This is a genomic window from Mycolicibacterium llatzerense, from assembly GCF_000878195.1.
GTDB classification, from domain to species: Bacteria; Actinomycetota; Actinomycetes; order Mycobacteriales; family Mycobacteriaceae; genus Mycobacterium; species Mycobacterium llatzerense.
In genome coordinates, this window is sequence record NZ_JXST01000020.1 from 72,697 (window position 1) to 90,064 (window position 17,368).

General features: G+C 68.0%; 19 protein-coding genes. 17 read left to right on the plus strand and 2 right to left on the minus strand.

Annotated elements, in window-relative coordinates:
* The first annotated feature begins 23 nt into the window (after positions 1-23).
* From thrS to pdxT, 9 genes are all read left to right on the plus strand, one after another.
* Entirely contained in the window at positions 24-2,084 is a 2,061-nt protein-coding gene (gene thrS, locus TL10_RS15455) for a threonine--tRNA ligase (protein WP_043986260.1), read from the plus strand.
* A complete protein-coding gene (locus TL10_RS15460; protein ID WP_043986261.1) occupies positions 2,081-2,689 on the plus strand; it encodes an ATP adenylyltransferase in 609 nt (202 codons plus the stop codon). Before thrS ends, TL10_RS15460 begins: the two co-directional genes overlap by 4 nt.
* A complete protein-coding gene (pgsA, locus tag TL10_RS15465) occupies positions 2,686-3,345 on the plus strand; it encodes a phosphatidylinositol phosphate synthase (RefSeq protein WP_043986262.1) in 660 nt (219 codons plus the stop codon). Before TL10_RS15460 ends, pgsA begins: the two co-directional genes overlap by 4 nt.
* Positions 3,342-4,295, plus strand: coding sequence for a phosphatidylinositol mannoside acyltransferase (locus tag TL10_RS15470; RefSeq protein WP_052506427.1), 954 nt, complete (start codon positions 3,342-3,344; stop codon positions 4,293-4,295). The genes pgsA and TL10_RS15470 overlap by 4 nt, the downstream gene beginning before the upstream one ends.
* Positions 4,295-5,425 (plus strand): glycosyltransferase family 4 protein, encoded by a 1,131-nt coding sequence (locus tag TL10_RS15475; RefSeq protein WP_043986263.1) that lies wholly within the window; start codon positions 4,295-4,297, stop codon positions 5,423-5,425. The genes TL10_RS15470 and TL10_RS15475 overlap by 1 nt, the downstream gene beginning before the upstream one ends.
* A 22-nt stretch (positions 5,426-5,447) precedes the next feature.
* Entirely contained in the window at positions 5,448-6,488 is a 1,041-nt protein-coding gene (locus TL10_RS15480; RefSeq protein WP_043986264.1) for an NUDIX hydrolase, read from the plus strand.
* Between the two features lie 79 nt (positions 6,489-6,567).
* Positions 6,568-7,473, plus strand: coding sequence for a pyridoxal 5'-phosphate synthase lyase subunit PdxS (gene pdxS / locus TL10_RS15485; RefSeq protein WP_043986265.1), 906 nt, complete (start codon positions 6,568-6,570; stop codon positions 7,471-7,473).
* Between the two features lie 9 nt (positions 7,474-7,482).
* A complete protein-coding gene (gene tesB / locus TL10_RS15490) occupies positions 7,483-8,328 on the plus strand; it encodes an acyl-CoA thioesterase II (protein WP_043399205.1) in 846 nt (281 codons plus the stop codon).
* Positions 8,325-8,909 (plus strand): pyridoxal 5'-phosphate synthase glutaminase subunit PdxT, encoded by a 585-nt coding sequence (gene pdxT, locus TL10_RS15495; RefSeq protein ID WP_043399203.1) that lies wholly within the window; start codon positions 8,325-8,327, stop codon positions 8,907-8,909. Before tesB ends, pdxT begins: the two co-directional genes overlap by 4 nt.
* A 45-nt stretch (positions 8,910-8,954) precedes the next feature.
* On the opposite strand, the gene TL10_RS15500 is transcribed toward pdxT, so the two are convergent.
* Positions 8,955-10,160: an esterase/lipase family protein gene (locus TL10_RS15500; RefSeq protein ID WP_043986301.1), complete on the minus strand. Its 1,206-nt coding sequence runs from the start codon at positions 10,158-10,160 to the stop codon at positions 8,955-8,957.
* A 149-nt stretch (positions 10,161-10,309) separates the two neighbouring features.
* Between TL10_RS15500 and TL10_RS15505 the strand changes: the two genes are divergently transcribed.
* The 5 genes from TL10_RS15505 to TL10_RS15525 all read left to right on the plus strand — a co-directional run bounded on the left by TL10_RS15505 (position 10,310) and on the right by TL10_RS15525 (position 14,378).
* Complete coding sequence (locus TL10_RS15505; protein WP_043986267.1) at positions 10,310-12,280, plus strand: ArnT family glycosyltransferase; 1,971 nt, start codon at positions 10,310-10,312, stop codon at positions 12,278-12,280.
* A 95-nt stretch (positions 12,281-12,375) separates the two neighbouring features.
* Positions 12,376-13,131 (plus strand): YebC/PmpR family DNA-binding transcriptional regulator, encoded by a 756-nt coding sequence (locus TL10_RS15510; protein ID WP_043399196.1) that lies wholly within the window; start codon positions 12,376-12,378, stop codon positions 13,129-13,131.
* 30 nt (positions 13,132-13,161) lie between these two features.
* On the plus strand, positions 13,162-13,581 hold the full coding sequence (locus tag TL10_RS15515; RefSeq protein ID WP_043986268.1) for a MarR family winged helix-turn-helix transcriptional regulator: 420 nt from the start codon (positions 13,162-13,164) through the stop codon (positions 13,579-13,581).
* A 21-nt stretch (positions 13,582-13,602) separates the two neighbouring features.
* The gene (locus tag TL10_RS15520; RefSeq protein ID WP_043986269.1) at positions 13,603-14,049 is read left to right on the plus strand and encodes a hypothetical protein; all 447 of its coding nucleotides are present in this window, start codon (positions 13,603-13,605) and stop codon (positions 14,047-14,049) included.
* Entirely contained in the window at positions 14,046-14,378 is a 333-nt protein-coding gene (locus tag TL10_RS15525) for a rhodanese-like domain-containing protein (RefSeq protein ID WP_043986270.1), read from the plus strand. Before TL10_RS15520 ends, TL10_RS15525 begins: the two co-directional genes overlap by 4 nt.
* An 11-nt stretch (positions 14,379-14,389) precedes the next feature.
* Here the strand turns inward: TL10_RS15525 and TL10_RS15530 are convergent, their stop codons facing one another.
* The gene (locus tag TL10_RS15530) at positions 14,390-15,040 is read right to left on the minus strand and encodes an NAD(P)H-binding protein (RefSeq protein ID WP_043986302.1); all 651 of its coding nucleotides are present in this window, start codon (positions 15,038-15,040) and stop codon (positions 14,390-14,392) included.
* Between the two features lie 128 nt (positions 15,041-15,168).
* Here TL10_RS15530 and ruvC point away from each other — a divergent pair, with 128 nt between their 5' ends.
* Genes ruvC through ruvB form a run of 3 tightly spaced genes read left to right on the plus strand, consistent with a single transcriptional unit; the run spans position 15,169 to position 17,365 of the window.
* Entirely contained in the window at positions 15,169-15,726 is a 558-nt protein-coding gene (ruvC, locus tag TL10_RS15535) for a crossover junction endodeoxyribonuclease RuvC (RefSeq protein WP_043986271.1), read from the plus strand.
* On the plus strand, positions 15,723-16,310 hold the full coding sequence (gene ruvA / locus TL10_RS15540) for a Holliday junction branch migration protein RuvA (RefSeq protein ID WP_043399183.1): 588 nt from the start codon (positions 15,723-15,725) through the stop codon (positions 16,308-16,310). The genes ruvC and ruvA overlap by 4 nt, the downstream gene beginning before the upstream one ends.
* Positions 16,307-17,365: a Holliday junction branch migration DNA helicase RuvB gene (ruvB, locus tag TL10_RS15545; protein ID WP_043399180.1), complete on the plus strand. Its 1,059-nt coding sequence runs from the start codon at positions 16,307-16,309 to the stop codon at positions 17,363-17,365. Before ruvA ends, ruvB begins: the two co-directional genes overlap by 4 nt.
* Positions 17,366-17,368: the final 3 nt, after the last annotated feature.

Genomic DNA, 17,368 nt, shown 5'->3' on the forward strand with positions numbered 1-17,368 from the left:
ACCTAACCCGTAGGAGTGTCTCGATGACCGCCGTCGCCAGCCCCGCACCAGCAGCCCCGATCCGGGTCGCTGCCGGGACTACCGCCGGCGCCGCGGTCCGCGAGGCCGGGCTCCCGCAGCGCGGCGAGGTCGACGCCATCGTGGTGGTCAAGGACGCCGACGGCCGCCTGCGCGACCTGTCCTGGACCCCGGACGTCGACGTCGAGGTCATCCCGGTGGCCGCCAACACCGAGGATGGCCGCAGCGTCATCCGGCACTCGTGCGCCCACGTGCTGGCCCAGGCCGTCCAGGACCTGTTCCCGGACGCCAAGCTCGGCATCGGCCCGCCGATCACCGACGGCTTCTACTACGACTTCGATGTCGCCGAGCCGTTCACGCCGGAGGATCTGGCCAAGCTAGAGAAGCGCATGCAGAAGATCGTCAAGGACGGTCAGCTGTTCGACCGGCGGGTGTACGAGTCCAAGGACCAGGCCCGCGAAGAGCTGGCCAAGGAGCCCTACAAGCTCGAACTGGTCGACGACAAGTCCGGCGACGCCGACATCATGGAGGTCGGCGGCGACGAGCTGACGGCCTACGACAACCTCAATCCGCGTACCCGCGAACGGGTTTGGGGCGACCTGTGCCGCGGCCCGCACATCCCGACCACGAAGCACATTCCGGCGTTCAAGCTCACCCGCAGCAGCGCCGCCTATTGGCGCGGTGACCAGAAGAACGCCAGCCTGCAGCGCGTCTACGGCACCGCCTGGGAGTCGCAGGAGGCGCTCGACAAGCACCTCGAACTGATCGAGGAAGCGCTGCGCCGCGACCACCGCAAGCTGGGCGTGGAGCTGGACCTGTTCAGCTTCCCCGACGAGCTGGGCTCGGGTCTGCCGGTGTTCCATCCCAAGGGCGGCATCATCCGGCGTGAGCTGGAGGACTACTCGCGGCGCAAGCACCAAGAGGCCGGCTACGAGTTCGTCAACACCCCGCACATCACCAAGGAACAGCTGTACATCACCTCCGGGCACCTGGAGTGGTACGCCGACGGCATGTACCCGCCGATGCACATCGACGCGGAGTTCAACGAGGACGGCACGCTGCGCAAGCCGGGGCAGAACTACTACCTCAAGCCCATGAACTGCCCCATGCACCACCTGATCTTCCGGTCGCGGGGGCGGTCGTACCGTGAGCTGCCGCTGCGGCTGTTCGAGTTCGGCAGCGTGTACCGCTACGAGAAGTCGGGCGTCGTCCACGGCCTGACCCGCGTGCGCGGTATGACGCAGGACGACGCGCACATCTATGTCACCCGCGAGCAGATGCGCGACGAGCTGACCACGCTGTTGCAGTTCGTGCTGGATCTCCTCCGCGACTACGGCCTCGACGACTACTACCTGGAGCTGTCCACCAAGGACCCGGACAAGTACGTCGGCTCCGACGAGCTCTGGGATGAGGCCACCGAGACCCTGCGTGAGGTCGCCGAGGCCTCCGGCCTGGACCTGGTGCCGGACCCGGGCGGCGCCGCGTTCTACGGCCCGAAGATCTCCGTCCAGGTCAAGGACGCGCTGGGCCGAAGCTGGCAGATGTCGACCATCCAGCTGGACTTCAACATGCCCGACCGGTTCGAGCTGGAGTACACCGCGGCCGACGGCAGCCGCCAGCGCCCGGTGCTGATCCACCGCGCCCTGTTCGGCTCCATCGAGCGGTTCTTCGGGGTGCTCACCGAGCACTATGCCGGCGCGTTCCCGGCCTGGCTGGCCCCCGTGCAGGTCGTCGGTATCCCGGTTGCCGACGCGCACCTGGACTACCTGTATGACGTTGCGGCGCAACTGAAGTCGCGCGGTGTGCGGGTCGAGATCGACGGCAGCGACGACCGGATGGCCAAGAAGATCGTCAACCACACCAACCAGAAGGTGCCGTTCATGTTGCTGGCGGGCGACAAGGACATCGAATCCGGTGCGGTGTCGTTCCGCTTCGGTGACCGCACCCAGGTCAACGGCGTCCCGGTGGCCGAGGCCATCGAGATCCTCACGGGGTGGATCGGCCGCCGCGAAAACGCCATCCCGACAGCCGAATTGGTGAACGAAGCGCGGGGCGCGCAGGCGTGACCGAGGATCGGAGCATCGTGGACCGGGGGGTCGGTGACGTGGACCATCTGCAGCGGCTGTGGACGCCGCACCGGATGAGCTACATCGTCGATGCTCCGATGAAGGGCGGTGAGGGCACGTCGGCCGGCTCGAAGCAGCCGTTCATCGACATCCCCACCATGTCCGACGAGGAAGGCCTGATCGTCGCGCGCGGCGAGCAGGTCTACGCGGTGCTCAACCTGTACCCGTACAACCCGGGGCACCTCATGGTGGTGCCCTACCGGAAGGTGTCCGAGCTCGAAGACCTCACCGAGGCCGAGAGCAGCGAGCTGATGGCGTTCACGCAGAAGGCGATTCGGGTGATGAAGTCCATCTCCAACCCGCACGCGTTCAACGTCGGCCTCAACCTGGGCACCTCCGCCGGTGGCTCGCTCGCCGATCACCTGCACATGCACGTGGTGCCGCGCTGGGGCGGCGACGCCAACTTCATCACCGTCATCGGTGGCACCAAGGTGATCCCGCAGCTGCTGCGTGACACCCGCAAGCTGCTGGCCGACGAGTGGGCGGCGCAGGACGGGAAAGCCACCCGGGGCGAGCGCAGCGACGGGAAAGCCACCCAGCCGTGAGCGACTTCTACCTGCTGACCCGCGCGGCCTACACCAAGCTGAGCCGCCCGCTGGCCCGGGGAGCGCTGCGCATCGGGCTGACGCCGGATGCCGTCACCGTCATCGGTACCACCGCGTCGGTCGTCGGCGCGCTGACACTGTTCCCGACCGGGCACCTCTGGTACGGCGCCGTGACGGTCTGGTTCTTCGTGCTGGCCGACATGCTCGATGGCGCAATGGCCCGCGAACGCGGCTACGGCACGCGCCTCGGCGCCGTGCTCGACGCGACGTGCGACCGCATCGGTGACGGCGCGGTGTTCTGCGGCCTGCTGTGGTGGATCGCGTTCGAGATGCACGACAAGCCGCTGGTCATCGCCACGTTGATCTGCCTGGTCACCTCGCAGGTCATCTCGTACATCAAGGCCCGCGCCGAGGCCAGCGGACTGAACGCCGACGGCGGCTTCATCGAACGCCCGGAGCGGCTGATCATCGTGCTGGTGGGCGCCGGGTTCTCGGACCTGCCGATCCATCCGCTGCCACTGGCGCTGCCCATCGCGATGTGGGTGCTCGCCGTCGCCAGCGTCATCACGCTGGGGCAGCGCGTCGCCTCGGTGTGCCGCTCGCCGGGCGCCGATGCGCCACTCCCGTCGAGCTCGCCCACCAAGGAGCAGCCATGAGCGTTCCCACCGGCGGTGTTCCGTCCTTCGGGGGCTTCGACGTCCCGATGGGCGAGCAGATCAAGGACCTCGGCTACGCAGCCGGGTGGGGCCTGATCCGGACGATGCCGGAGTTCGCCGCCCGCAACATGTTCGACGCGGGTGCGCTGTACGCGGCGCGCGGCGGCGGTCCCGAGCAGCTGCGCAAGAATCTGGCCCGGGTGCTGGGCGTCCGGCCGGCCAAGGTGCCCGGCCGCATGATCCGAGCCTCGCTGGCGTCGTACGGCCGGTACTGGCGGGAGGCGTTCCGGCTGCCGTCGATGAATCAGCGCACCCTAGGTGAGAAGCTGCGGCACTGTCTGGTCGGGACCGAGCACATTGCACGGGGCCTCGAAAACGGTAAGGGCGTCATCCTGGCGGTGCCGCACAGTGGCAACTGGGACATGGCCGGTGTCTCGGTGGTGCACCAGTACGGAAAGTTCACCACGGTTGCCGAACGGCTGAAACCCGAGTCGCTGTACAACCGTTTCGTCGAGTACCGCGAATCGCTGGGATTCGAGATTCTGCCGCTGACCGGGGGCGTGCGTCCGCCGTTCGAGGTGCTCACCGAACGGCTGCAGGAGGGCCGCGTCGTCTGCCTCATGGCCGATCGTGACCTGTCCCGAAATGGCGTGCAGGTCAACCTCTTCGGCGAGCCGACCCGGATGCCGGCGGGTCCGGCCAAGCTCGCCGTGACGACGGGTGCGACGCTGCTGACGGTGCAGTGCTGGAACAAACCCAACGACTGGCAGTTCGACGTCTCGTCGCCGCTCGACACGTCCAGCGGCGACGTCGCTGCCATCACTCAGGACCTGGCCACGCGCTTTGAGGCAGGCATCGCCGCGCACCCCACCGACTGGCACATGCTGCAACCGCAGTGGTTGGCCGACTTGTCCGAGGAACGTCGGGCCCGGTTGGCCGGGAACGACTGATGCGCATCGGCATGGTGTGCCCGTACTCGTTCGACGTACCGGGTGGCGTTCAGGCACACGTGCTGCAGTTGGCCGAGGTGATGCGCGGCTACGGCCACGAGGTCAGCGTGCTGGCACCGTCGTCGGCGGAGACGCACGCCGACCTGCCGGACTACGTCGTCTCCGGCGGCAAGGCCGTGCCCATCCCGTACAACGGGTCCGTGGCGCGGCTACGCTTCGGCCCCGCGACGCGCCGGATGGTCAAGCGCTGGATCATCGACGGCGAGTTCGACGTGCTGCACCTGCACGAGCCCAACGCACCGAGCCTGTCACTGCTGGCGCTGATGGTGGCCAGCGGACCGATCGTCGCGACGTTCCACACGTCGACCACGAAATCGTTGACGCTCAACGTCTTTCAGGGGATTCTGCGGCCCTGGAACGAGAAGATCATGGGCCGCATCGCGGTGTCCGATCTGGCACGGCGCTGGCAGATGGAGGCCCTGGGCTCGGACGCCGTGGAGATTCCCAACGGCGTCGACGTGTCGGCGTTCGACGACGCCCCGTTGCTGCCCGGCTATCCGCGGCCCGGCCGCACCGTGCTGTTCCTCGGCCGGTTCGACGAGCCACGCAAAGGCATGCAGGTGCTCGTCGGCGCGCTGCCCAAACTGGTGGCGGCCTGCCCGGACGTCGAGGTGCTGATCGTCGGCCGCGGCGACGAGGACGCGCTCAAGGAGACTGTCGGCGAGCATGCGGGGCACCTGAGGTTCCTCGGACTGGTCGACGACGCCGAGAAGGCGTCGGCCATGCGCAGCGCCGACGTCTACTGCGCCCCGAACACCGGCGGCGAGAGTTTCGGCATCGTGCTGGTCGAGGCCATGGCCGCGGGCACCCCTGTGGTGGCCAGCGACCTCGATGCCTTCCGGCGCGTGCTCGATCAGGGCGAGGCGGGCCGACTGGTGCCGGTCGACGACGCCGAGGCGCTCGGCGATGCGCTGGTCGAGATGTTGTCGAACGACGCGGCCCGCCGCCGGTACGCCGAGGCAGCCACCCAGGCAGTGCGCCGCTATGACTGGTCGGTGGTCGCGCAGCAGATCATGCTGGTCTACGAGACGGTGGCAGGGTCGGGGACGAAGGTCCGGGTGGAGGCCTGATGAGCGCTTGCGCGAAGAAGAAATGACCGGCGTGCACTGGTTCCTTTGGATCGCGCTGGTCTGGCTGGCGCTGACGGTCCTGATCACCGTGGTGTGGGCGTATCAGACTGCGCACCGGCTGGACCGGCTGCACGTGCGCTATGACCTGTCGTGGCAGGCCCTGGACGGGGCGCTGGCGCGGCGGGCGGTGGTGGCCCGGGCTGTCGCCGTCGATGCGTACGGGTCCCGCCCGGCGGGACGCCGGCTGGCAGGGCTCGCGGCCGACGCGGAACTGGCACCCCGGGCGGCCCGCGAGGCCGCCGAGAACGAACTGTCGGCGGCCCTGGCGCAGGTCGATCCGGCGTCCATCCCGGTGTCGTTGGTGGCCGAGCTCGCCGACGCCGAGGCCCGCGTGCTGCTGGCCCGCCGCTTCCACAACGACGCTGTCCGGGACACCCTGGCACTGCGCGAACGAACCCTGGTGCGCTGGCTGCATCTGGGTGGAACCGCCGCCATGCCAACGTATTTCGAGATCGTCGAGCGGGCCTCGCGGCACGAGGCCGGCGCGGGCCGACGCACGTCGGCCCGGGTGGTGCTGCTGGACCAGGACGGGCAGGTGCTGCTGTTCTGCGGCAGCGACCCGGCCGCCGACCCGCTGATGGCGCCGCGGTGGTGGTTCACCGTCGGGGGAGCGGTCGAACCGGACGAGTCGCTGCCCGACGCCGCCGCCCGTGAGATCGCCGAGGAAACTGGACTGAAGGTCGACCCGGCCGACCTGACCGGCCCGGTGTGGCGTCGCGAGGCGGTGTTCGAGTTCAACGGATCTGTGATCCGCAGCGAGGAGTTCTTCTTCGTGTACCGCACCTCACGGTTCGAACCGGTGACCAGTGGCCACACCACGGTGGAACGGCAGTCGATTCACGCTCACCGCTGGTGCGACGCGGCGGTCATCGCTCGGCTGGCCGCAGATGGTGAGATTGTCTATCCATTGCAGCTCGGTGAATACCTTTCGCTCGCAGGCGAATTGGCGGACGGCAAGCGCGAACTGGGACTGGCGGGCCCGGAGCCTCAGCCGATCCGATGACGTCGGGTGACCTGCGCGGATAACCGATTTGGACCGGCCACTAGACTTGGCGTGTACCAAATTCTTGAGGGAGATTGCAGTGGATACCGCAGCGGATAACAGCGGTCAGACGGGCACAGCCCGGGTCAAGCGCGGCATGGCCGAGATGCTGAAGGGCGGCGTCATCATGGACGTCGTCACACCCGAGCAGGCACGTATCGCCGAAGGCTCAGGCGCCGTAGCCGTCATGGCGCTCGAGCGCGTACCCGCCGATATCCGCGCGCAGGGCGGCGTCTCGCGGATGAGCGATCCGGACATGATCGAGGGCATCATCGACGCCGTCACCATCCCGGTGATGGCGAAGGCCCGCATCGGCCACTTCGTCGAGGCGCAGATTCTGCAGAGCTTCGGTGTGGACTACATCGACGAGTCCGAGGTGCTGACCCCGGCTGACTACACCCACCACATCGACAAGTGGAAGTTCACCGTGCCGTTCGTGTGCGGCGCCACCAACCTGGGTGAGGCGCTGCGTCGCATCAATGAGGGCGCGGCCATGATCCGTTCCAAGGGTGAGGCCGGCACCGGTGACGTCTCGAACGCCACCACGCACATGCGCAAGATCGGCGGCGAAATCCGTCGGCTGTCGTCGCTGTCGGAGGACGAACTGTACGTTGCCGCAAAGGAATTGCAGGCGCCGTACGAGCTGGTGGTCGAGGTCGCGCGGGCCGGCAAGCTGCCCGTGACGCTGTTCACCGCCGGTGGCATCGCCACCCCGGCCGACGCCGCGATGATGATGCAGCTGGGCGCCGAGGGCGTGTTCGTCGGCTCGGGCATCTTCAAGTCCGGCGATCCGGCGGCCCGTGCCGCGGCCATCGTCAAGGCGACGACGTTCTACGACGACCCCGACACGCTGGCCAAGGTGTCGCGCGGTCTGGGCGAGGCCATGGTCGGCATCAACGTGGAGGATGTGCCGGAGCCGCATCGGCTCGCCGAGCGGGGCTGGTAAAACCAACACGTGGCAATCGAGCAGATACTCGACCTCGAGCAACTCGAGGTCAACATCTATCGCGGCAGTGTCTTCAGCCCGGAATCGGGTTTCCTGCAGCGCACTTTCGGTGGCCACGTAGCCGGTCAGTCGTTGGTGTCCGCGGTGCGCACCGTGGAACCGAAGTACCAGGTGCACTCGCTGCACGGGTACTTCCTGCGTCCCGGTGACGCCCGCGCACCGACGGTGTACATGGTGGAGCGCATTCGCGACGGTGGGTCGTTCTGTACCCGCCGCGTGAGTGCCATCCAGCACGGCGAGACCATTTTCTCGATGTCGGCGTCTTTCCAGACCGATCAGTCCGGCATCGAGCACCAGGACGTCATGCCGGTGCCGCCGCCGCCCGACCTGTCGAAGGGCTTCCGGTCCGCCGGCGCGTTCGACGACGCCGGGTTCGCCCAGTTCGCCGAGTGGGACGTGCGCATCGTGCCGCGCGACCAGGTGGCCCGGGTGCCCGGCAAGGCGTCGCAGCAGCAGGTCTGGTTCCGGCACCGCGACCCGCTGCCCGACGACCACGTCCTGCACATCTGTGCCCTGGCCTACATGAGCGACCTGACCCTGCTGGGTTCGGCGCAGGTGAATCATCTTGAGGCACGCAAACATATGAACATCGCCTCGCTGGACCACGCCATGTGGTTCATGCGGCCGTTCCGGGCCGACGAATGGCTGCTGTACGACCAGTCGTCACCGTCGGCGTGCGGCGGCCGTGCGCTGACCCAGGGCAAGATTTTCAACCAGTACGGCGAGATGGTGGCCGCTGTGATGCAGGAGGGGCTGACTCGCTACCAGCGCGGTTTCGTCCCATCGGCCGAGTGAGCCCGCACGTCGGTGTCCTGGCCTTGCAGGGGGACACCCGAGAGCATCTGGCTGCTCTGCGTGACGCAGGTGCCGAGGTGTCCACGGTCCGGCGCCTCACCGAGCTGAATACCGTTGACGCCCTGGTGATTCCGGGCGGCGAATCCACCGCGATGAGTCATCTGTTGCGCGAGCTGGAACTGCTGGAGCCGCTGCGCGCCCGGCTGGCGGCGGGCATGCCCTGCTACGGGTCCTGCGCCGGAATGATCCTGCTCGCCACCGAGATCAACGACGCGGGCGTGCCGGGGCGTGAGGCCCTGCCGCTGCGTGGGATCGATATGACGGTGCGGCGCAACGCTTTCGGACGTCAGGTCGATTCCTTCGAAGGCGACCTCGACTTCGTCGGGCTGGACGAGCCGGTGCACGCGGTGTTCATCCGGGCGCCGTGGGTCGAGCGCGTCGGCCCCGACGTCGAGGTGCTGGCCCGCGCGGCCGGCCATCCCGTGGCGGTCCGTCAGGGCCGCATGCTGGCGACGTCGTTCCATCCCGAGGTCACCGGCGACCGCCGCATCCACAAGCTCTTCGTCGACTCCCTCGAGTGATTTGTGCACGATTTTCTGCGCTGACCGCGGATTTTCGTGCACAAATCACGCCAACCAGACGCGCAACCGGTCGTAGATCCGTTCGTCGTTGAGCAGGGTGAAGTGGTTCGCTTCCGGTAGGTGCAGGCGGTTGCCGCGCGCAAATCCCATGTCGCGCTTCTTGCTTCGGCCTTGCGCGCTGCGCACCTGCACGAGCCCGTCGCCGAGCACCCAGCCGATCGGGTTGGCCGGCGTCCGGGCGAGGGTCGCGCTCACGCAGTAGTACTCGACCCCGTCGAGCAGCGGGACATCGGTTTGCGCCTCGGCGCGCAGGGCATCGGCATCCCGGTCGCGCCAATCGCGTTCGTCGAGGGAGCCGAACCGCAGGTCGCGGATCCCGGTGCTGCGCCGCCGCAACAGGCTGCCGAACGGCCGGGTCTCGGGCAGTGCGCTGAGCGCCGCCGACCCGAAGTGCGCGACCTTCTCCAGCGGGGCGCCGGTATGCGGGGTACCGAGCGTGACGACGGTGCGCACCCGGTCCACCCACGACCGGTCGGGCACCGCGCAGGCCGACCGGATCACCAGGCCGCCCATCGAGTGGCCGACCAGCGAGATCGTCGTCACCGGGACCGGCCACGCGGCCACCAGTTGGTCCAGCAGTTCGGCGAGCAGCCTGCCGTTGTCGGAGATGTGCAGCCCGGTGTTGTAGCGGATTTCGACGCCGGTGATGCCGATGTCGGCCCCGAGCCGCTGGCTGTACGTCGGCCGCTTGCCGAGCGCCCAGAACGCCTCGGTCTCGATCAAACCGTGGAGAAACACCACGATGTCGCCCGTCGCGGCGGGATAGGCAGCCCGCAGGCTGTCGGGTTCCAGAGCCACCGGCCGGCCCTCGACGCGCACCGACATCGTGGTCGCCAGGACCGAGCCCTGCTCGTGGAGCTTGTCGCCGATCAACCCTTGCAGCGCTCCGAGCACCCGAGCGCCACCGGCGTGTTCAGACAGCTTTCCGGCGGCCTGTCCGTGGACTGCCTTGCCGGCGATGGGCGCGGCGGTCGTCATCGTGTGACTGATGGTGGAGTAGACGCCGTCCGTGATGGCGTCGTAGACGATCTTCACGGGCTTGGCGGCCGGGCCGACGCCGAAGCCCACCAGCCGGAACACCCGCTCGGAAATGGCGCGCTGGATCTTGTGGATGCCATCGACGGCGGTGCCCAGCTCATTGAGGCCGAGCTCGGCGAGGGCGCCGGCTTCGCTGGCAGTGGGGTCGTCCATGCGGTGAGTGTACGAGTGTTCACTGGATATGCTGGCGATGAATCTGCTGATTGTGAGCAGATTCATCTATTGCGGGCCTATCCCGAAGTCATAGCGATGGCTCGCCCGCTTCACAGCTCGGCCATAGCTGGAGCTGCCTTAATGGTCGGGTGAGTACGACATCCGCTGCCGTTCTGGACGCCCCGACGGACGAGCCGCAGACCCCGGCGCCGCGTCGCTGGAGTCTCGCCACCAAGACCGGTGAGCGCTCGGCGCTGGCCCTGCTCCTGATCGTCACCGCGATCGGCTACCTGTGGAACATCACCGTCAACGGCATGGGCAACCAGTTCTACGCCGCCGCGGTGTGGGCCGGTTCGCGGAACTGGGAGGCGCTGCTGTTCGGGTCCATCGACCCGAACAACGTCATCACCGTCGACAAGCCGCCGCTGTCGCAATGGGTGATGGCCCTGTCCGGCCAGATCTTCGGCTTCAGCAGCGCGAGCATGCTGATCCCCGAGGCGCTGATGGCGGTCGGCTCGGTCTGGCTGCTCTACGCCGCAGTACGACGGATCAGTGGTCCGGCCGCCGGCCTGCTCGCCGGCGCGGTTCTCGCGCTGACCCCGGTCTCCGCGATGATGTTCCGCTTCAACAATCCGGACGCGGCCATGGTGCTGCTGATGACGCTGGCCGCCTACTTCACCGTCCGGGCGTTGAAAGACAGTGTCGACGGCGCGGCTCGCCGCGGTGGCGCCAAATGGATGGCGCTGGCCGGTGTCGCACTCGGGTTCGCGTTCCTGGCCAAGATGCTCGAAGGCGTGATGGTGGCGCCGGCCCTCGGTCTGACTTACCTGATCGCCGCGCCGGTCGCGCTGCGCAGCCGGCTGTGGCACCTGCTGGGTGCGTTGGGTGCGCTGCTCGTCTCCGCCGGCTGGTTCGTGGTGCTGACAATCCTGTGGCCGGCGTCGTCGCGCCCGTACATGGCGGGCTCGACCGACAACAGCTTCATGAATCTGGTGTTGGGCTACAACGGCTTTGGTCGTGTGCTCGGCAAGAACCACATGGGCAAGACCGACCCCGACAAGCCGTCGACCGTGCACACGCTTACCGGCGAGCACGCCGGGCATGCCGCCGGCGAGGCGATGAAGACGGCAGGGCATCACGGCGGCGGCTTCGGCGATCAGACCCAGGGCCTGCCGCGGTTGTTCACCGGCGAGTTCGGCTTCGAGATCGGCTGGCTGGTGCCGGCTGCGCTACTGGCCACCGTGCTGGTGCTGATCTCGCGCGGGCGGGCGCCCCGCACCGATCGGGTCCGCGCCGGCGCGATCCTGTTCGGCGGCTGGCTGGTGAGTGTCGGCCTGGTGCTGAGCTTCATGAAGACCAACGTGCACCCGTACTACTGCCTCGCGCTGGCTCCGGCGATGGCCGCGATGTTCGCGATCTTCGTCATCGAGTTCTGGCGCCGCCGGGAATCCCTGTTCCACCGGATCGGTTTGACGACAGTCCTTTTGGCCAGCGGGGTGTGGGGCTTCGTGATCCTGGGCCGTAACGCCGACTGGCTGCCCGCATTGCGCTGGGTGTTCCTGGTCGCCGCCATTGTCGGCGCCGCGGCACTCGTGTGGGCCGGTGCCGGGGACAACCGCAAGCGCATCGCGACGCTGGCGCTGGGTCTCGCGATGTTCGGCGCGGCCGGGGGATCGGTGGCCTACTCGCTTGCGACCTTCGGTCAGCCGCACCTCGGTGGCGGCCCGTCCGTCGGCCCGGCGGACAAGGACGACAAGGGACACGGCGGCTTCGGTCAGCGTGACGACAACCCCCAACTGAACGCGCTGCTCAAGGCCACCACCACGAAGTGGTCCGCCGCGATCGACCGGTCGTCGCCGGCTGCCGGTCTGGAGCTCGACACCCGCACGCCCGTCATCGCGATCGGCGGGTTCGGTGGCAGCGACCCGGCGCCGACGCTGCAGCAATTCCAGTCCTACGTGGCCAATCACGAAGTGGCGTACTACATCGTGTCCGACAGCAAGGGGCACTGGGGCGCCGACGCGCACAGTGACATCGCGGACTGGGTGAGCGCCAACTTCGCGCCGCTGAAGGTCGGTTCCGACACCGTCTACAACCTGACGCAACCGGTCAAGAAATAGCCTCCGATTCTGCGATCGACCAGGCCGGTCAGGGCGCGTCACCCGTCCACGTAAACTGGTCAGCTGACGTTTGATCAGAAAGAGGGCGGACACGCATGAGCGGCCATTCCAAGTGGGCGACAACCAAGCACCAGAAGGCCGTAAAGGACGCGCGCCGAGGTAAAGAGTTCGCCAAGCTGATCAAGAACATCGAGGTCGCGGCGCGCACCGGCGGCGGTGACCCCGGTGGCAACCCGACGCTGTACGACGCCATCCAGAAGGCCAAGAAGACCTCGGTCCCGAACGACAACATCGAGCGCGCGCGCAAGCGCGGTGCCGGCGAAGAAGCCGGTGGCGCCGACTGGCAGACCATCATGTACGAGGGCTACGGCCCCAACGGTGTCGCGGTGCTCATCGAGTGCCTGAGCGACAACCGCAACCGCGCCGCCGGTGAGGTCCGCGTCGCCATGACCCGCAACGGCGGCAACATGGCCGACCCCGGTTCGGTGTCCTACCTGTTCTCCCGCAAGGGCATCATCACCCTGGAGAAGAACGGCCAGACCGAGGACGACGTGCTGATGGCCGTCCTGGACGCCGGTGCTGAAGAGGTCAACGACCTTGGTGAGGCGTTCGAAGTGATCTGCGAGCCGACCGACCTGGTTGCCGTGCGCACCGCACTGCAGGACGCCGGCATCGACTACGACTCGGCCGAGTCCGGTTTCCAGCCGTCGGTGTCGGTCACGGTCGACATCGAGGGCGCCCGCAAGGTGTTCAAGCTGGTCGACGCCCTCGAGGACAGTGACGACGTGCAGAACGTCTACACCAACGTCGACATCCCCGACGACGTCGCCGCGCAGCTCGACGAGGAGTAGTCGGCTCGGGTAGGCGGGTAGCCTGCCTCCATGCCTGAGCCGCCCCCGTTCAGCCCGACTGTCGCGCTGCTGACTGTCAGTCGGGTCTGGGACGCCGCGTTCGCCGACGCGCTGAAGCCGCTCGGGCTGACCACCCGCAAATACGGGCTGTTAGGGCACATTCGGGGAAATGCGGGCATTTCGTTCAGCGAACTTGCCCGGCGGTCCCGCATAACGGTGCAGAGCGCGCATGTTGCAGTTGCGGCATTCGTCGATGCCGGCTTGGTTGACGACGGCACCGCACACGCCGGCGCGGCCTCCACATTGCAGGTGACCGCCGCGGGCGAGTCGCTGTTGAACCGGGCCGCTGATGTGGTGCGCGATCTCGATGCCGCGTTCGGCGCGCAGCATCCCGAATTGACCGAGGCGCTGCGCGCGTACATGACGCGGATCACTTCCGACATTCGCTAACCTTCAGTTAGGCTGAAGGTTATGCAAGCCCTGCTGTTGTCCGCCCATGTGGTGGCGGGCATTCTGTTCGTCGGGCCGATCGCTGTGGCCACCAGTCTGTTTCCCCGATACGCGCCACTGGCGGGCGCGGCTCCGGAGGGCGAGCGAAGTGTCGGCGTCGCACGCCTGCTGCACCGGATCACTCGCGTCTACGGGGTGCTGGCGCTCGCGGTCCCGATGATCGGTCTTGCGCTTGCCGGTGTCCAAGGCCGCATGGCCGAGGTGTGGATCATCGCCGCGATGGTGCTCACGGCCATCGCGGGAGGCCTGCTCGCGGTACAGATCGCACCGCGCCAGAGGGCGGCGCTCGCCGCACCGGACGGCGGCGCTCAGCTGCGCGCCCTGGGCATGGTGACCGGCGTATTCAACCTGCTGTGGGTGGTCGTCGTCGTATTGATGATCGTGCACCCAGGGGCGAGGTACGCATGAGTCTGCGGCACTATCTGCGGCGGCCGCCGGCGGTCAGTGCAGCCGAAGCGGTGCGCCTGGTCGAGGCGGGTGCGCTGGTCGTCGACGTTCGTCGCGCCTTCGAGTGGGATCGGGTGCGCATCCCGCATGCGGTGCACCTGCCGCTCGAGGCCTTGTCCGAGGGCTGTCTCGACCTTCCGGACGAACGTCTGCTCATTACCTTCTGTACTGGCGGAATCCGCTCCGCTGGTGCGGCGAATCTGTTGGTGGAGAACGGTTTTGAAGCCGTCAACATGAGTGGCGGACTGATCCAGTGGCGGGCCGCGGGTGGGCCGCTCGTGGCCAGGTGACGGATCGTCGCCTAGTCGAGCGCCGAGCTGATCGGCGTGTTGCCGGAAATTACTTCGAACGTCCGCCCTGCGGTGCCCGGTGCGTCCAGGACTGCCAGGAGAACGGTCGCGACATCCTGCCGGGAAATGCTGCCGCGGCCGGTGGATTCGGCGGCCTGCACCAGCCCGGTGCCGGGATCGTCGGTCAGCCGTCCGGGCCGCACGATCGTCGTCTGCAGCCGGGCGCGGGCACGCACGTTCGCGTCGGCTTCGGATTTCGCTCGGATGTACGCCAGGAACACCGGGTCGTAGCCGGCGTCCAGGCTGCGGTCGTCGGCCGAGATCGCTGACACCATGACGTAGCGGTGCACGCCGGCGGTTTCGGCGGCATCGGCCAAGAGAATCGCCGCGTCCCGGTCCACCGTCTGTTTGCGGCCTGCGCCGCTGCCCGGGCCGGCGCCGGCCGCGAACACGACAACATCGGCACCCTCCAGCTGCGCGGCGACGTCCGCAACCGACGCCTGCTCGAGATCGAGCACGATTGCCGTGGCGCCTGCCTCTGCCAGGTCTGGCGCCTGGCTCGGATTGCGGATCAGCCCGGCGACCGTATCGCCGCGGCTGCTGAGCAGTCGTTCCAGGAGTAGCGCGATTTTCCCGTGTCCACCCGCGATGACGACCCGCATACTTCCACTCTGCCAGGTCACCGGCTGGTGATCGCCGGCCGACATCTGAGGGCGTGTCCCTGGCGCGTCTTGTCGCCGCCGCCCGCTAAGCTATCGAACAGCTGTTCGGGATCTAGTGAGGAGTAGGCGTGCGGGTGATGGGCGTCGACCCCGGTCTGACGCGCTGTGGCCTCTCGATGGTCGAGGGAGGCGCAGGGCGCAAAGTCACCGCGCTCGATGTCGACGTGGTGCGTACCCCGTCCGACGTCGAGCTGCACCGCCGGCTGCTGACCATCAGCGACACCGTCGAGCACTGGATGGACACGCACCGTCCCGACGTGATCGCCATCGAGCGGGTGTTCGCCAACCAGAACGCAAATACCGCCATGGGCACCGCGCAGGCCGGCGGCGTCATCGCGCTGGCGGCGGCGCGGCGGGGGATCGACGTGCATTTCCACACGCCCAGTGAGGTGAAGGCCGCGGTCACCGGCAACGGTCGCGCAGACAAGGCTCAGGTCACCACCATGGTCACCAAAATTCTTGGGCTGCAACAGAAACCAACTCCGGCCGACGCAGCCGACGCCCTGGCCCTGGCCATTTGCCACTGCTGGCGGGCGCCCATGATCGCCCGGATGGCCGAGGCGGAGGCCAAGGCCGCCGAATTCAAGAAGCAGTACGCAGCGAAGGTGAAGGCGGCGCGCGCATGATCGCATCGGTCCGTGGCGAGGTCATCGACATCGCACTCGATCACGCGGTGATCGAGGCAGCCGGCGTCGGCTACAAGATCATGGCCACCCCGGCGACCCTGTCCACCCTGCGCCGCGGCGCCGAGTCCCGACTGATCACCGCGATGATCGTGCGCGAGGACTCCCAGACGCTGTACGGCTTCGCCGACTCCGACGCCCGGGACCTGTTCAACGTCCTGCTCGGGGTGTCCGGCGTCGGTCCGAAGATCGCGCTGGCGACGCTCGCGGTCTATGACGCCCCGACGTTGCGGCAGGCGCTGGCCGATGGTGACGTCACGGCGCTGACCCGGGTGCCGGGCATCGGCAAGCGCGGTGCCGAGCGCATGGTGCTGGAACTGCGCGACAAGATCGGCGCGACGGCCGGTGCCGGCGTCGGTTTTGCCGGCGGGCATTCGATTCGCGGTCCCGTCGTGGAAGCCCTTATCGGACTTGGCTTTCCGGCCAAACAAGCCGAAGAGGCCACCGACAAGGTGTTGGCCAACGATCCCGAGGCCAACACCGCGACCGCGTTGCGGTCGGCCCTGTCGATGTTGGGTAAGAAGTGAGCCGGTTCGAGGACGACGGCGTCGAACCCGACGAGCGGGACGTCTCACCCGCGCTGACCGTCGGTGAAGGCGACGTCGACGCCAGCCTGCGGCCCAAGTCGCTGCGCGAGTTCATCGGCCAGCCCCGGGTCCGGGAACAGCTGCAACTGGTGCTCGAAGGCGCCAAGAACCGCGGCGGCACACCCGACCACATCCTGCTGTCCGGCCCGCCCGGTCTCGGCAAGACGTCGCTGGCCATGATCATCGCCGCCGAGCTGAGTACGTCGCTGCGCGTCACCTCAGGCCCCGCTCTGGAACGTGCCGGCGACCTGGCCGCCATGCTCAGCAACCTGGTCGAGGGCGACGTCCTGTTCATCGACGAGATTCACCGCATCGCCCGGCCCGCCGAGGAGATGCTGTACCTCGCCATGGAGGACTTCCGGGTCGACGTGGTGGTCGGCAAGGGCCCGGGCGCGACGTCGATTCCGCTGGAGGTCGCGCCGTTCACCCTGGTCGGCGCGACGACCCGGTCGGGCGCGTTGACTGGCCCGCTGCGCGACCGGTTCGGTTTCACCGCGCACATGGACTTCTACGAACCGCCCGAACTCGAGCGCGTGCTGGCCCGTTCGGCCGGCATCCTCGGCATCGAGCTCGGTGTGGAAGCAGGCGCCGAGGTGGCCCGGCGGTCCCGCGGCACGCCCCGTATCGCCAACCGGCTGCTGCGCCGGGTCCGTGACTACGCCGAGGTCCGCGCTGACGGCGTCATCACCCGCGACGTCGCCAAGGCGGCGCTGGCGGTGTATGACGTCGACGAGCTCGGCCTGGATCGGCTGGACCGGGCCGTATTGACCGCTCTGACAAAGAGTTTCGGGGGCGGGCCGGTCGGTGTCTCGACGTTGGCGGTCGCGGTCGGGGAGGAGGCCACCACCGTCGAGGAGGTGTGCGAGCCGTTCCTGGTGCGGGCGGGGATGATCGCGCGGACTCCGCGGGGGCGCGTGGCGACCCCGCAGGCGTGGACGCATTTGGGCCTGCAACCGCCGATAAACGGATTTGGGCAGTCCGGGCTGTTTGAATAGGAC

Coding starts and splice junctions, on each gene's coding strand:
- thrS (WP_043986260.1), top strand. CDS start 24: ATGACCGCCGTCGCCAGCCCCGCACCAGCAGCCCCGATCCGGGTCGCT.
- TL10_RS15470 (WP_052506427.1), top strand. CDS start 3,342: ATGAGCGTTCCCACCGGCGGTGTTCCGTCCTTCGGGGGCTTCGACGTC.
- TL10_RS15475 (WP_043986263.1), top strand. CDS start 4,295: ATGCGCATCGGCATGGTGTGCCCGTACTCGTTCGACGTACCGGGTGGC.
- TL10_RS15480 (WP_043986264.1), top strand. CDS start 5,448: ATGACCGGCGTGCACTGGTTCCTTTGGATCGCGCTGGTCTGGCTGGCG.
- TL10_RS15500 (WP_043986301.1), bottom strand. CDS start 10,160: ATGGACGACCCCACTGCCAGCGAAGCCGGCGCCCTCGCCGAGCTCGGC.
- TL10_RS15510 (WP_043399196.1), top strand. CDS start 12,376: ATGAGCGGCCATTCCAAGTGGGCGACAACCAAGCACCAGAAGGCCGTA.
- TL10_RS15515 (WP_043986268.1), top strand. CDS start 13,162: ATGCCTGAGCCGCCCCCGTTCAGCCCGACTGTCGCGCTGCTGACTGTC.
- TL10_RS15520 (WP_043986269.1), top strand. CDS start 13,603: ATGCAAGCCCTGCTGTTGTCCGCCCATGTGGTGGCGGGCATTCTGTTC.
- TL10_RS15525 (WP_043986270.1), top strand. CDS start 14,046: ATGAGTCTGCGGCACTATCTGCGGCGGCCGCCGGCGGTCAGTGCAGCC.
- TL10_RS15530 (WP_043986302.1), bottom strand. CDS start 15,040: ATGCGGGTCGTCATCGCGGGTGGACACGGGAAAATCGCGCTACTCCTG.
- ruvA (WP_043399183.1), top strand. CDS start 15,723: ATGATCGCATCGGTCCGTGGCGAGGTCATCGACATCGCACTCGATCAC.